The 13,105-nt window shown below is 73.2% G+C and carries 10 protein-coding genes; 7 read left to right on the top strand and 3 right to left on the bottom strand.

What is annotated here, in order from left to right; all coding sequences use genetic code 11:
• Positions 1-463: 463 nt before the first annotated feature.
• Together ACFVHV_RS41085 and ptsP are read left to right on the top strand one after the other, a co-directional pair.
• Entirely contained in the window at positions 464-913 is a 450-nt protein-coding gene (locus ACFVHV_RS41085; protein WP_359911157.1) for a PTS glucose transporter subunit IIA, read from the top strand.
• Positions 914-1,009: 96 nt separating this feature from the next.
• The gene (gene ptsP / locus ACFVHV_RS41080) at positions 1,010-2,680 is read left to right on the top strand and encodes a phosphoenolpyruvate--protein phosphotransferase (protein WP_359911154.1); all 1,671 of its coding nucleotides are present in this window, start codon (positions 1,010-1,012) and stop codon (positions 2,678-2,680) included.
• An 85-nt stretch (positions 2,681-2,765) separates the two neighbouring features.
• On the opposite strand, the gene ACFVHV_RS41075 is transcribed toward ptsP, so the two are convergent.
• The 3 genes from ACFVHV_RS41075 to ACFVHV_RS41065 all read right to left on the bottom strand — a co-directional run bounded on the left by ACFVHV_RS41075 (position 2,766) and on the right by ACFVHV_RS41065 (position 6,493).
• On the bottom strand, positions 2,766-4,913 hold the full coding sequence (locus ACFVHV_RS41075; RefSeq protein WP_380358632.1) for an acetoacetate--CoA ligase: 2,148 nt from the start codon (positions 4,911-4,913) through the stop codon (positions 2,766-2,768).
• 68 nt (positions 4,914-4,981) lie between these two features.
• Positions 4,982-5,536, bottom strand: a complete 555-nt coding sequence (locus tag ACFVHV_RS41070) for an NUDIX domain-containing protein (protein WP_380358629.1) — start codon at positions 5,534-5,536, stop codon at positions 4,982-4,984.
• 51 nt (positions 5,537-5,587) lie between these two features.
• Positions 5,588-6,493, bottom strand: a complete 906-nt coding sequence (locus ACFVHV_RS41065; RefSeq protein ID WP_359911145.1) for an NUDIX domain-containing protein — start codon at positions 6,491-6,493, stop codon at positions 5,588-5,590.
• A 175-nt stretch (positions 6,494-6,668) separates the two neighbouring features.
• Between ACFVHV_RS41065 and mmuM the strand changes: the two genes are divergently transcribed.
• From mmuM to ACFVHV_RS41040, 5 genes are all read left to right on the top strand, one after another.
• Positions 6,669-7,613, top strand: coding sequence for a homocysteine S-methyltransferase (mmuM, locus tag ACFVHV_RS41060; RefSeq protein WP_380358626.1), 945 nt, complete (start codon positions 6,669-6,671; stop codon positions 7,611-7,613).
• A gap of 183 nt (positions 7,614-7,796) precedes the next feature.
• On the top strand, positions 7,797-8,561 hold the full coding sequence (locus ACFVHV_RS41055; protein WP_359911141.1) for an IclR family transcriptional regulator: 765 nt from the start codon (positions 7,797-7,799) through the stop codon (positions 8,559-8,561).
• Between the two features lie 324 nt (positions 8,562-8,885).
• Positions 8,886-9,605: an MIP/aquaporin family protein gene (locus ACFVHV_RS41050; protein WP_359911139.1), complete on the top strand. Its 720-nt coding sequence runs from the start codon at positions 8,886-8,888 to the stop codon at positions 9,603-9,605.
• Positions 9,606-9,704: 99 nt separating this feature from the next.
• Positions 9,705-11,225, top strand: coding sequence for a glycerol kinase GlpK (glpK, locus tag ACFVHV_RS41045; RefSeq protein WP_359911136.1), 1,521 nt, complete (start codon positions 9,705-9,707; stop codon positions 11,223-11,225).
• A gap of 176 nt (positions 11,226-11,401) precedes the next feature.
• Positions 11,402-12,997, top strand: coding sequence for a glycerol-3-phosphate dehydrogenase/oxidase (locus ACFVHV_RS41040; protein WP_359911133.1), 1,596 nt, complete (start codon positions 11,402-11,404; stop codon positions 12,995-12,997).
• Positions 12,998-13,105: the final 108 nt, after the last annotated feature.

Below are 13,105 nucleotides of genomic sequence, written 5' to 3'. Positions count from 1 at the left end.
CGCTTCCTTCGGACCGCCTTCCAGCGGACCCTCCGGGCTTCGTTCTTTCGTGTTTCCAGCTTACCAGACGTTTTCCGCTCCGTTTACCGGGGCTTTTCGCATCTGAAATCTGGTGTTAACCGCCAAGTTGTGGCGACTCGACCAACCATAGCGGGTCGGCAGCCGGAGCGCGAATCGGGGCGCACCGGGAGTCCCCCGGACGGCGGCATGATTTGTTGCTCTCGCGAGCATATACAGCAATGGTCCCGATTCGCCAAGATGCCTGTAGAGTGCGGCGCATCGGAGCCAAGAGGACTAGACCACTCACGGGTCGGTGAGTCGCCGGCCGGCTGGACCGGCGGGGGCGGGGTCTTCGCCCGGGAATGTCAGCAGATGTCCAAAGTTGACATGATTTAGGCTTCGGTTGATCGTCGTGCCGCTCCTCGCGGCCGCACGCTGTACTGCGCACTTGGGAGGCACAACCATGACCACTGTGACGTCGCCGCTGACCGGCAAGATCGTGGGGCTCGCGGGCGTGCCCGACCCGGTGTTCTCGGGTGCGATGGTCGGCCCGGGCACCGCGATCGACCCCGTTCGCGAGCAGACCACGGCGGTCGCTCCGGTGGACGGTGTCGTCGTCTCCATGCACCCGCACGCGTTCGTCGTCGTGGACGCCGAGGGCCACGGTGTGCTGACCCACCTCGGGATCGACACCGTTCAGCTGAACGGCGAGGGCTTCGAGCTGCTCGTCAACAAGGGCGACACGGTGACCCGGGGTCAGGCCGTCATCAAGTGGGACCCGGCCGCCGTCGAGGCCGCGGGCAAGTCGCCGATCTCGCCGATCGTGGCGCTGGAGGCCACCGTGGACTCGCTGGGCGACCTGCGGGAGGACGGCGACGCCAAGGCCGGCGAGCAGCTGTTCAACTGGAGCTGACCTCTTCCTTCCGACCCGCCCCGGACGAGATGACGGGGCGGCCCCCACACACAGCGGTTCCCGGCGGGGCCGCTCATCTCAGCGGAGACAGGTGACATGGAGAAGACGCTGCGCGGCGTGGGCGTGAGCCACGGGGTCGCGATCGGCCAGGTGCGGCACATGGGGACGGCGGTGCTGGAGCCCCCGGCCACCCAGATCCCGACCGAGGACGCCCCCCGTGAGCAGGCTCGCGCCCAGGCCGCCGTCGAGGCGGTCGCCGCCGACCTCATCGCGCGCGGCAACCTCGCGGGCGGCGAGGCCCAGGCCGTGCTGGAGGCCCAGGCGCTGATGGCGCAGGACCCGGAGCTGATGGCCGACGTGTCCCGCCGGATCGCCGTCGGCAGCAGTGCCGAGCGCGGCATCTACGACGCGTTCGCGGCCTACCGGGCGCTGCTCGCCTCCGCCGGGGAGTACCTGGCCGGGCGGGTCGCCGACCTGGACGACGTGCGCAACCGGATCGTGGCCCGGCTGCTCGGCGTGCCGATGCCGGGCGTGCCGGACAGCGACGAGCCGTACGTGCTGTTCGCGCGGGACCTGGCGCCGGCCGACACCGCGCTGCTGGACCCGACGCTGGTGCTCGGCTTCGTGACCGAGGAGGGCGGGCCGACCAGCCACAGCGCCATCCTGGCCCGGGCGATGGGCGTGCCGGCCGTCGTGGCGCTGCCGGGTGCGATCGAGGTCGCCGAGGGCACCGTCGTCGCGGTGGACGGCAGCTCCGGCGACGTACTGCTGGAGCCGTCCCAGGAGAAGCAGGACGAGCTGCGGGCGGCCGCCGCCGAGCGCAGGGCCGCGCTGGCCGCCTCCTCCGGCCCGGGGCAGACCTCGGACGGGCACCGGGTGCCGCTGCTGGCCAACGTGGGCGGACCGGCCGACGTGCCGGCCGCGCTGGAGAACGGCGCCGAGGGTGTCGGCCTGTTCCGCACCGAGTTCCTGTTCCTGGACGACTCGGCGAAGGCTCCCGGCGCGGAGAAGCAGGTCGAGGCGTACCGCAAGGTGCTGGAGGCCTTCCCCGAGGGCCGGGTCGTTGTCCGGGTGCTGGACGCCGGCGCCGACAAGCCGCTGGACTTCCTGACCCCGGCCGACGAGCCCAACCCGGCTCTGGGCGTGCGCGGTCTGCGCACCCTGCTCGAACACCCCGAGGTGCTGCGGACCCAGCTGGAGTCGCTGGCCAAGGCGGCCGAGGGCCTGCCGGTGCACCTTGAGGTGATGGCCCCGATGGTGGCCGACCGCAAGGACGCCAAGGACTTCGCGACCGCCTGCCGTGAGGCCGGGCTGGACGCCAAGTTCGGCGCGATGGTGGAGATCCCGTCGGCCGCGCTGCGCGCCAGGGCGATCCTCCAGGAGGTCGAGTTCCTGTCGCTGGGGACCAACGACCTCGCGCAGTACACCTTCGCGGCCGACCGCCAGGTCGGTGCGCTGGCCCGGCTCCAGGACCCGTGGCAGCCGGCCCTGCTGGACCTGGTCGCCGCGGCGGCCGACGCCGCGCGGGCGGCCGGCAAGAGCTGCGGCGTCTGCGGCGAGGCGGCCTCCGACCCGCTGCTGGCCGTGGTGCTGACCGGTCTGGGCGTCACCAGCCTGTCGATGGGCGCGGCCTCGATCCCCTACGTGCGGACCACGCTCGCCAAGTACACGCTGGCGCAGTGCCGCCGGGCGGCCGAGGCGGCCCGGGCCGCGGACAGCGCCGAGGAGGCGCGGGCCGCGGCGCAGCAGGTGCTCTCCGGCGAGTAGCCGGGAACGGCGGAAGCGGGAACAGCGAGAGGGGCGCCCCCACCATCCCGGGTGGGGGCGCCCCTCTCGTCCGTCCCGGGGCCGGTCAGGCCCGGCGGTCGAGGCGGAGCTGCTCGAAGAAGCGCAGGTGCTCGATGCGGTCGACGGAGCCGGGGTTGACGGCCTGCTCCAGCGGGGTGCCGGAGAGGATGCGCTTGACCGGGACCTCGATCCGCTTGCCGGTGAGGGTGTGCGGGAGGCCGTCGACGGCGATGACCTCGTCGGGCACGTGGCGCGGGGAGAGTTCGGTGCGCAGCGCGGTGCGGATGCGGCCGACCAGGTCGTCGTTCAGTTCCGCGCCGGGGGCGAGGACGACGAACAGCGGCATCCAGTAGCCGCCGTCGGGCTCCTCCAGGCCGATGACCAGCGACTCGGCGATCTCGGGGAGGCGCTCGACGACCTCGTAGATGTCCGAGGAGCCCATTCGGACGCCCTGGCGGTTGAGGGTGGAGTCGGAGCGGCCGTGGATGACGACGGTGCCCCGGGAGGTGACGGTGATCCAGTCGCCGTGGCGCCAGATGCCCGGGTACATGTCGAAGTAGCTGTCGTGGAAGCGGGTGCCCTTGTCGTCGTTCCAGAAGCCGGTGGGCATGGACGGGAGGGGCTTGGTGACGACGAGTTCGCCGACGGTGTCGATGTGCGGGTGGCCCTGGACGTCCCAGGACTCGACGGCGGCGCCGAGGCAGGGGGCCTGGATCTCGCCGAGGTGGACCGGCAGGGTCGGGACGCCGCCGACGAAGCAGGAGCAGACGTCGGTGCCGCCGCTGACCGAGGCGAGCCAGACGTCCTCGCTGACCTCGTCGTAGATCCAGCGGAAGCCGTCGGGCGGGAGCGGGGAGCCGGTGGTGCCGATGCAGCGGACGGCGGAGAGGTCGAGTTCGCGGCCGGGGTGGAGTTCGGCCTTGCGGCTGGCGCCGATGTAGGCGGCGGAGGTGCCGAAGACGGTGGTGCCGGTGCGGGCGGCGACCGACCACAGGGCGCCGGCGTCGGGGTGGCCGGGGCTGCCGTCGTAGGTGACGATCGTGGATCCGACCAGGAGGCCGGCGACCAGGAAGTTCCACATCATCCAGCCGGTCGAGGTGAACCAGAAGAAGCGGTCCTGCGGGCCGAGGCCGAGGTGGAGGCCGACCTGCTTGAGGTGCTCGACCAGGATGCCGCCCTGGCTCTGGACGATCGGCTTGGGCAGGCCGGTGGTGCCGGAGGAGTAGAGCACCCAGAGCGGGTGGTCGAACGGGAGCTGGGCGAACTCCGCTTCGCCGTCGGCTCCCGGGGTCCGGCCGGAGACCAGGTCGGCCCAGTCGAGGGCGCCTTCGGGGGCCGGGCCGCCGAGCAGCGGGACGTGGACGACGGTGCGCAGCGAGGGCAGTTCGCGGCGCAGCTCGGCGACGACGTCGGTGCGGTCGTGGGCCTTGCCTCCGTAGTGGTAGCCGTCGACGGCGATCAGGACGTCCGGTTCGAGCTGCTGGAAGCGGTCGAGCACGCTGCGGGCGCCGAAGTCGGGGGCGCAGGAGGTCCAGACGGCGCCGACGGCGTTGGTGGCGAGGAGCGCGACGACGGCCTGCGGGACGTTGGGCAGGTAGGCGGCGACCCGGTCGTGGGGGCCGATTCCCCGGGCGCGCAGGGCGGCGGCGAAGGAGAGGACCTGGCGGCGCAGTTCGGCCCAGGTGGTCGGGACCGGGTCACCGCTCGTCTCGTCGACGTGGAGGATGGCGGGCCGGTCGGCGTTGGCCGGGTCCTCGGAGTGGCGCAGGACGTGCTCGGCGTAGTTCAGGCGGGCGCCGGGGAACCACTGGGAGCCGGTGCGGGTCTCGTCGGCGAGGAAGGCGTCGGGCATCCGGGGGTCGGCGAGGACGGCGTCGGGGGCCTGGGTGAAGCGGACGTCGAACCACTGGGTGATCGCGGTCCAGAACCGGTCGAGGTCCTCGGTGGACCAGGCGTGCAGGTCGGCGTAGCGCTGGGCGGCCTGCTGGTCGTCGTCGGCCGGGGCGAGCGGGGCGGCCGGGGCGCCGTGGTTCTCGGCCGCCCAGGCCTGGAAGGCCACCAGGGGGGTGGCGGCGGCGCGAGCGGGGTTGGGGCGCCAGAGCGGCTGGTCCTGCGGTGGGGTGCTCACGGTGGTGGTCTCCCGGCCGGTGGTGGGGACGGGAGGGCTCGTGGCAGACCCGTCCGGTTGGGCTGTCGGTGCAGACCATGCCATGTGATCGGCCGCCGCGCCAGGGTCGGCCGGTGGGGGCCGGGGGCCCGCGTCGCAGGGCGGGCCCGGGGTCAGCGGGGGGTGAACTCGCCACTGAACCAGCGGCGCAGGACACCCTTGTGGAAGTCCCAGACGAGCGCGGTGTCGGCGGTCGCGAGCAGCCAGCCGTCGGTCTCGTCGGTGGGGCGCGAGGGCGGGAGCTCGGCGAGCGGGCGGGCCGGGAGCAGGCCGCAGAGCATGACGAAGCGGCCGGCGGGGTCGGAGGCGGTGTGGATCAGGGTGACGTCGGCCGGGTCGGCGGTGATGCCGGTCTCCTCGTGCAGTTCGCGCACGCAGGCCTGCTGCCAGCTCTCGCCGTAGTCCATGTAGCCGCCGGGGAAGGCGAGTTCGCCGTAGCCGGGCTCGATGGTGCGGCGGATGACGACCAGGGCCGGGTCGGCTTCGGGGCGGGTGACGGGGAGGACGGTGACCGCGACGGGCAGCGGGTTGCGGTAGCTGATCTCGGCGCAGCCGGGGCAGGTGCGGGGCCAGAGGCGGGTGCCGGGCGGGTAGGGCGTGCCGCAGAAGTGGCAGTGCGAGAACGGCCGGTGGGCTTCGGCGGTGGTCGTCGCTTCGTCAGTGGTCATGGCCGGATGGTAGCCCGGTCGGTCGACGGCGTTGCCGTGGGCCGCCGGAGCTCAGGGGGCGCCCGCGGCGCCGGCCGGGTCGTCGCGGGTGGGGCGGAGCAGCGCGGGGTGCAGCAGGCGGGCGTCGCCGGCGTGGTAGGTGCGGGCGCGGGGGCCGCCGCGGGCGCCGCCGCGCTCGGTGGTGGCGCCGGTGCTCTCGACGAAGCCGGGCACGGACAGCACCTTGCGGTGGAAGTTGCCGGGGTGGAGCTTCTCGTCCCAGACCGCCTCGTAGACGGCGCGGAGGTCGGGGATGGTGAAGTCGTACGGCAGGAAGGCGGTGGCCAGCGGGCTGTACTCCAGCTTGGCGCGCACCCGGTCGAGGCCGTCGGAGAGGATGCGGGCGTGGTCGAAGGCCAGCGTGACCGGGCCGGGGCCGGGGCGCCCGTCGACACCACCCCCGTGGGTGTCGGCGGGCGCACCGGCGGCTCGGGACCGGCCGCAGGGCCGGAGGTCCAGGTCGGAGACGGGGTGCCAGGCGGCGGCCGCGGCGTCCGTCCCGGCCCGGGGGTCGGGCAGGTCCGGGGCGAAGGCGAGGTAGGCGACGGAGACGACGTGCATCCGCGGATCCCGCTCGGGGGCGCCGTAGGTGCCGAGTTGTTCCAGGTGGAGGCGGCAGGGCGTGGCCCCGGCGGCGGAGGCGCTCAGCAGGCCCGTCTCCTCGGCGAGCTCGCGGGCGGCGGCCTCGTCCAGGTCCTCCTCGCCGGCCCGCAGGAAGCCGCCGGGCAGCGCCCAGCAGCCCTGGTGGGGCGGGGCGCCGCGCTCGACGAGCAGGACGTGCAGGCCGCCGCGGCGCAACGTCAGGGCGACCACGTCCACGGTGACGGCGATCGGGGCGTAGGCGCGCGGGTCGTACGCGGCGAGCCACTGCTGCTCGGCTCCGGGCCCGGTGGGGGGCGGTTGGTCGTCCGCTGCCATCGCCGGGCTCCTCTCCGTCGTCGCCGGTGCCACCGGGCCTGTTCTGTCGGTGCTGTTCTTCTCGGGCTGAGCACAACGTAGCGAGTGCGTTCCCCGGCGGCAAATGGTTTTCCTGCCCGGCCCGGGGGCGCCCACCCCTAGGCTGTGACCAGGAACTCTTCCAGAGGAGACCGAGATGCCCACTGCTCCCCCGCCGGACTTCGCCGCCGCGCTGGCCGCCGGTCCGCTGGTGCTCGACGGCGGGATGTCGAACCAGTTGGCGGCGGCCGGGCACGACCTCTCGGACGAGCTCTGGTCGGCGCGGCTGCTGACGGACGACCCGCAGGCGGTGGTGGCGGCGCACCGGGCGTACTTCGCGGCGGGCGCGGACGTCGCGATAACCGCGAGCTACCAGGCGAGCTTCGAGGGCTTCGCGCGCCGCGGGGTCGACCGGGCGCAGGCCGCGCGGCTGCTGGCGCGGAGCGTGGAGCTGGCCCGGGAGGCGGCGCGGCCGGAGCCGGGCGGGCGGCGGCGCTGGGTGGCGGCCTCGGTGGGCCCGTACGGGGCGGTGCTGGCGGACGGCTCGGAGTACCGGGGCCGGTACGGGCTGAGCGTCGCGGAGCTGGCGGACTTCCACCGGCCGCGGCTGGAGGTGCTGGCGGCGACCCGGCCGGACGTGCTGGCGCTGGAGACGGTGCCGGACGCGGACGAGGCGCGGGCGCTGCTGGGGCTGGTGCGCGGACTGGGGGTGCCGGCCTGGCTGTCGTACAGCGTCGAGGGCGACCGGACCAGGGCCGGGCAGCCGCTGGCGGAGGCCTTCGCGCTGGCCGCGGAGGTGGACGAGGTGGTCGCGGTGGGCGTCAACTGCTGCACGCCGCAGGACGCGGACCGGGCGGTGGCGGTGGCCGCCGAGGTGACCGGGAAGCCGGTGGTGGTCTACCCGAACAGCGGGGAGAGCTGGGACGCCGCCCGCCGGGGCTGGTGCGGCGAGCCGACCTTCCGCTCGGCCCGGGTGGGCGGCTGGCTCGCGGACGGCGCGCGGCTGGTGGGCGGCTGCTGCCGGGTCGGGACGGACGGGATCGCGGCGCTGGCGGCGGAGGTGACGGTGCTGCGGGCGCAGCGGGCGGGGGCGGTGGGGTGACGGCGCGGGAGCGGTGAGGACCCGGCGCGGGGCCGTCCGCGCACCCGGCGGACCGCGCCGCGGGCGGGAGGGCCGGGGCGGGTTACCCGGGGGGAAGGTGCACGGAGTCCGGGCGGCCTGGCAGACTCGTCCCGTCATCACTGTGGTCGACATTGTCGACCGCCTTTCAGCGCGGAGGTACCCATGCCCGGCCCGATCCAGTCGCTTTCCCGGGCCGCCGCGATCATGCGCCTGCTGGCCGGCGGTGAACGCCGGCTGGGCCTGTCCGAGGTGTCGACGGCGCTGGACCTGGCCAAGGGGACCGCGCACGGCATCCTGCGCACGCTGCAGCAGGAGGGGTTCGTCGAGCAGGACCCGGAGACCGGCAAGTACCAGCTGGGCGCCGAGCTGCTGCGGCTGGGACAGAGCTACCTGGACGTGCACGAGCTGCGGGCGCGGGCGCTGGTGTGGGCGGACGACCTGGCCCGGGCGTCCGGGGAGACGGTCTACCTGGGGGTGCTGCACCAGCAGGGCGTGCTGATCGTGCACCACGTGTTCCGGCCGGACGACACCCGGCAAGTGCTGGAGGTGGGCTCGATGCAGCCGCTGCACAGCACCGCGCTGGGCAAGGTGCTGGTGGCCTACGACCCGGTGGCGCGCGGGGAGCTGGGCGACGGGCCGTACGAGTCGTACACCGTGCGGACGCTGACCGGGGCGGCCGACGTGGACGCCGAGTGCGCGCTGATCCGGGAGCGCGGCTGGGCGGACTCGATCGAGGAGACCTGGGAGGGCGTGGCCTCGATCGGCGCGCTGATCCAGGACCGGCGGCGCAACCCGGTGGGCGCGGTGTGCATCAGCGGGGCGGTCGAGCGGGTCTGCGAGGACGGCTTCGTGAAGCCCTCGCTGGTGGCCTCGGTGCGCAGCGCGGCGCGGGCGATCTCCCGCGACCTGGGCGCCGGGCGGTTCTGAGCACATCCACGGACGGCCCGCCGAGGGCCGTCGATTCGTCACGCTGAGGCGCGGACGGGCGGGAGCCCTGTCCGCGCCTCTGGCGTTTTGTCCCGTTTCGGGGCGCTCCGCTCGGTAACGTCGACGGACCTGCCGAGGCGAGGGTCACAGCTGCGTAACCCTGCCTTGACGTGGGGGCGACCTGGGGAGGAAGCTTCCGCATGACGGTCGACATTGTCGAACGATGGCCGGAGAGATCGCTCCCACAGCGCGCTCATCCGCACAGCGATCGACCGGCCGCCTGCCCCCACCTACCCTCCGGGCCATATGGACAAGGGAGTCTTTGTGTCCGCGTTCTCCAACGGCGACGTCTTCGTCGGCGAAACCCTCGGCACCGCCGCCCTGATACTTCTCGGCGGTGGCGTCTGCGCCGCCGTGACCCTCAAGAAGTCGAAGGCCCTCAACGCCGGCTGGCTGGCGATCACCTTCGGCTGGGGATTCGCGGTCCTCATCGCCGCCTACATGTCGGCTCCGAAGTCCGGCGCCCACCTGAACCCCGCCGTCACCATCGCGCTCGCGGTGAAGAGCGGCGAGTGGAGCCAGGTGCCGCTCTACCTCGGCTCCCAGCTGCTCGGCGCGATCATCGGCGCCGTCCTGGTCTGGGTCACCTACCTGGGCCAGTTCAACGCGAACGAGGAGCCCACCCTCGGCATCTTCTCGACCGGCCCCGAGATCCGGAACCCGATCCAGAACGTGCTCACCGAGGTCATCGGCACCTTCGTGCTCTGCTTCGCGATCCTCACCATCGGCACCAACTCCGGCCTCTCCCAGTCTGGCACCGGCACCCTGATGGTCGCCTTCACCGTCGTCGGCATCGGCCTCTCGCTGGGCGGCCCGACCGGCTACGCGATCAACCCGGCCCGTGACCTCGGCCCGCGCATCGCGCACGCCCTGCTGCCGATCCCGAAGAAGGGCGGCTCCGACTGGTCGTACGCCTGGATCCCGGTCGTCGGCCCGATCCTGGGCGGCCTCGCGGCCGGTGGCGTCTACAACGCCATCTTCTAAAGGACGGGTTCGCCCCCGCCGTACACGGGGACTGACCGAACAACGCGCGTCAGGCCCACCCACCCCGTATCCCCCGAACCCGAGCCGAGGACCCTCCCCATGACCTCCACCGGTAACTACATCGCCGCGATCGACCAGGGCACCACCTCCAGCCGCTGCATCATCTTCGGCGCCGACGGCCGGATCGTCTCCGTCGACCAGCAGGAGCACCGGCAGATCTTCCCCCAGCCCGGCTACGTCGAGCACGACGCCGCCGAGATCTGGACCCGGGTGCAGTCGGTCGTCCGCGGTGCGCTGGAGAAGGCCGGCCTGACCAAGGACGACATCCGCGCGATCGGCATCACCAACCAGCGCGAGACCACCGTCCTGTGGGACAAGAACACCGGTGAGCCGGTGCACAACGCGCTGGTGTGGCAGGACACCCGCACCGAGGCGCTCTGCCGCGAGCTCGGCCGCAACGTCGGCCAGGACCGCTTCCGCCGCGAGACCGGCCTCCCGCTGGCCAGCTACTTCGCCGGCCCGAAGATCCGCTGGCTGCTGGACAACGTCGAGGGCCTGCGCGAGCGCGCCGAGGCCGGCGACATCCTGTTCGGCACCATGGACACCTGGGTCATCTGGAACCTCACCGGCGGTGTCAACGGCGGCAAGCACGTCACCGACGTCACCAACGCCAGCCGCACCATGCTGATGAACCTGAACACGCTGGCGTGGGACGAGAAGATCGCCGACTCGATGGGCGTGCCGATGGCCGTCCTGCCGGAGATCCGCTCCTCCGCCGAGGTCTACGGCGAGGCCGTCGGCGACCTGGCCGGCGTCCCGGTCGCCTCCGCGCTCGGCGACCAGCAGGCCGCGCTGTTCGGCCAGACCTGCTTCGACGAGGGCGAGGCCAAGTCCACCTACGGCACCGGCACCTTCCTGCTGCTGAACACCGGCGAGAAGATCGTCAACTCGTACCACGGCCTGCTGACCACCGTCGGCTACCGGATCGGCGACCAGGCCCCGGTGTACGCCCTGGAAGGCTCGATCGCCGTCACCGGCTCGCTCGTCCAGTGGCTGCGCGACCAGCTCGGCATCATCTCCACCGCCGCCGAGATCGAGACCCTCGCCAACACCGTCGAGGACAACGGCGGCGCCTACTTCGTCCCGGCCTTCTCCGGCCTGTTCGCCCCGTACTGGCGCTCCGACGCCCGCGGTGTGATCGCCGGTCTGACCCGGTACGTCACCAAGGGCCACCTGGCCCGGGCCGTCCTGGAGGCCACCGCCTGGCAGACCCGCGAGGTCGTCGACGCCATGCAGAAGGACTCCGGGGTCGAGCTCACCGCCCTCAAGGTCGACGGCGGCATGACCAGCAACAACCTGCTCATGCAGAACATCGCCGACGTCCTGGACGCCCCGGTCGAGCGCCCGTACGTGGCCGAGACCACCGCCCTCGGCGCCGCCTACGCGGCCGGACTCGCCGTCGGCTTCTGGAACGACCTCGACACCCTGCGGGCCAACTGGCACCGCGCCGCCGAGTGGACCCCGCGCATGGACGAGGCCACCCGGGAGCGTGAGTACAAGAAGTGGCTCAAGGCCGTGGAGCGCACCATGGGCTGGGTGGAGGAGGAAGAGAACAACTGACCGACAAGCCGGTCGGGGCCCCGCGCCCCGACCGGCCGCCCGCTGTTCCGGCAACGGGTGTCACCGGGTTCAACCGGCCCGCCGCACCGGGCCGACCGGCCTCTCCCGCAGAGGCCGCACCGCACACGAGAGGAGTAACGGCGCCGCCCGACCCGCGCGCGCCGTACACAACCACCATGGCAACCATTCCGACCCTGGGCGCCGAGCGCACCGCCGGCCACACCGCCTCCCGCGCCGAGACCCGCGAGCTGCTCGGCAAGGCCACCTACGACCTGCTGGTGATCGGGGGCGGCATCCTCGGCACGGCCGTCGCCTGGACCGCGTCCCAGGCCGGCCTCAAGGTCGCCATGGTCGACGCCGGCGACTTCGCCGGCGCCACCTCCAGCGCCTCCTCCAAGCTCGTCCACGGCGGTCTGCGCTACCTGCAGACCGGCGCGGTCAAGCTGGTCGCGGAGAACCACAAGGAGCGCCGCGCGCTCTCCACCGACGTGGCCCCGCACCTGGTCAACCCGCTGACCTTCTTCGTGCCGGTCTACAAGGGCGGCCCGCACGGCGCCGCCAAGCTCGGCGCCGGCGTCTTCCTGTACTCCGCGCTGTCCGCCTTCCGCGACGGCATGGGCCGGGTCTCCACCGCCGCCCACGCCGCCCAGCAGGTGCCCGCGCTGCGCACCGAGGGCCTGCGCTCGGTGGCCGTCTACGGCGACCACCAGATGAACGACTCGCGCGTCGCCGTGATGACCGTGCGCGCCGCCGTCGACGCCGGCGCCGTGGTGCTCAACCACGCCGAGGTCACCGGCCTGCGCTTCACCGGCGGCCGGGTCACCGGCGCCGACCTGCGCGACCGCCTGGACGGCAGCGAGTTCGGCATCGACGCCCGCCTGGTGCTGAACGCCACCGGCCCGTGGGTGGACCACCTGCGCAAGATGGAGGACGCCGGCGCCGCGCCGTCGATCCGCCTCTCCAAGGGTGCCCACGTGGTCGTCAAGCGCCGCTCGCCGTGGCGCGCCGCGCTGACCATCCCGATCGACAAGTACCGCGTCTCCTTCGCCATCCCGTGGGAGGACCACGTCCTCCTCGGCACCACCGACGAGGAGTACACCGGCGACCCGAAGGACGTCCGGGCCACCGAGGCGGACATCGACCAGATCATGGGCGAGGCCGCGCACGCGATCCGCGACGAGCACCTCGACCGCGACCTGATCACCTACTCCTTCGCCGGCCTGCGGGTGCTGCCGGGCGGCCCGGGCGACACCGCCGCCGCCAAGCGCGAGACCGTCGTCACCGAGGGCCGCGGCGGCATGCTGTCGGTCTCCGGCGGCAAGTGGACCACCTACCGGCACATCGGCCGCGCCGTCCTGGAGAAGCTGGCCCACGTGCCCGGCACCAGCCTCGGCGAGGACATGTCCCCGATCGCCCCGACCGTCCCGCTGCCGGGCGTCGGCGCGCCGAACGCGGTGGCGCACCGCCTGCTGATCGACCGTGAGCCGGGCTCGCGGATGGAGCCGCTGGTGGCCAAGCACCTGGCCAGCCACTACGGCACGCTGTCCTTCGACATCGCCCGCATGATCGACGAGAACCCGGAGCTCGGCCGGCCGATCCACGAGGACGGTCCGGACGTCTGGGCGCAGGTCGCGTACGCGGCGGACAACGAGTGGGCGTACACCTCGGACGACGTGCTGCGCCGCCGCACCACGATGACGGTGCGCGGGCTGGACACGCCGGAGATCAAGGCCGAGGTCGAGGCCTTCCTCGCGAAGCGCGGGAACAAGTAGGCACCGAACAGGGCAGTCACGGCCTCGCGGAGCGCGCGAAGCAGGTCGAGGCCTTCACGGCGGGCGGGCGTCCGGGGTTTCCCCGGGCGCCCGCCCGCCGTTTCGCCG

This window comes from Kitasatospora sp. NPDC127116, assembly GCF_042677365.1.
Lineage (GTDB): Bacteria > Actinomycetota > Actinomycetes > Streptomycetales > Streptomycetaceae > Kitasatospora > Kitasatospora lactacystinica.
This window is presented reverse-complemented; position numbering and strand designations above follow the sequence as displayed.

Bases quoted from the DNA above. Each gene is read 5' to 3' on its own strand.
- ACFVHV_RS41070 (WP_380358629.1), bottom strand. From the start codon at position 5,536: ATGACCACTGACGAAGCGACGACCACCGCCGAAGCCCACCGGCCGTTC.
- ACFVHV_RS41040 (WP_359911133.1), top strand. From the start codon at position 11,402: ATGGCAACCATTCCGACCCTGGGCGCCGAGCGCACCGCCGGCCACACC.
- ACFVHV_RS41075 (WP_380358632.1), bottom strand. From the start codon at position 4,913: ATGGCATGGTCTGCACCGACAGCCCAACCGGACGGGTCTGCCACGAGC.
- ACFVHV_RS41055 (WP_359911141.1), top strand. From the start codon at position 7,797: ATGCCCGGCCCGATCCAGTCGCTTTCCCGGGCCGCCGCGATCATGCGC.
- glpK (WP_359911136.1), top strand. From the start codon at position 9,705: ATGACCTCCACCGGTAACTACATCGCCGCGATCGACCAGGGCACCACC.
- ACFVHV_RS41085 (WP_359911157.1), top strand. From the start codon at position 464: ATGACCACTGTGACGTCGCCGCTGACCGGCAAGATCGTGGGGCTCGCG.
- mmuM (WP_380358626.1), top strand. From the start codon at position 6,669: ATGCCCACTGCTCCCCCGCCGGACTTCGCCGCCGCGCTGGCCGCCGGT.
- ptsP (WP_359911154.1), top strand. From the start codon at position 1,010: ATGGAGAAGACGCTGCGCGGCGTGGGCGTGAGCCACGGGGTCGCGATC.
- ACFVHV_RS41065 (WP_359911145.1), bottom strand. From the start codon at position 6,493: ATGGCAGCGGACGACCAACCGCCCCCCACCGGGCCCGGAGCCGAGCAG.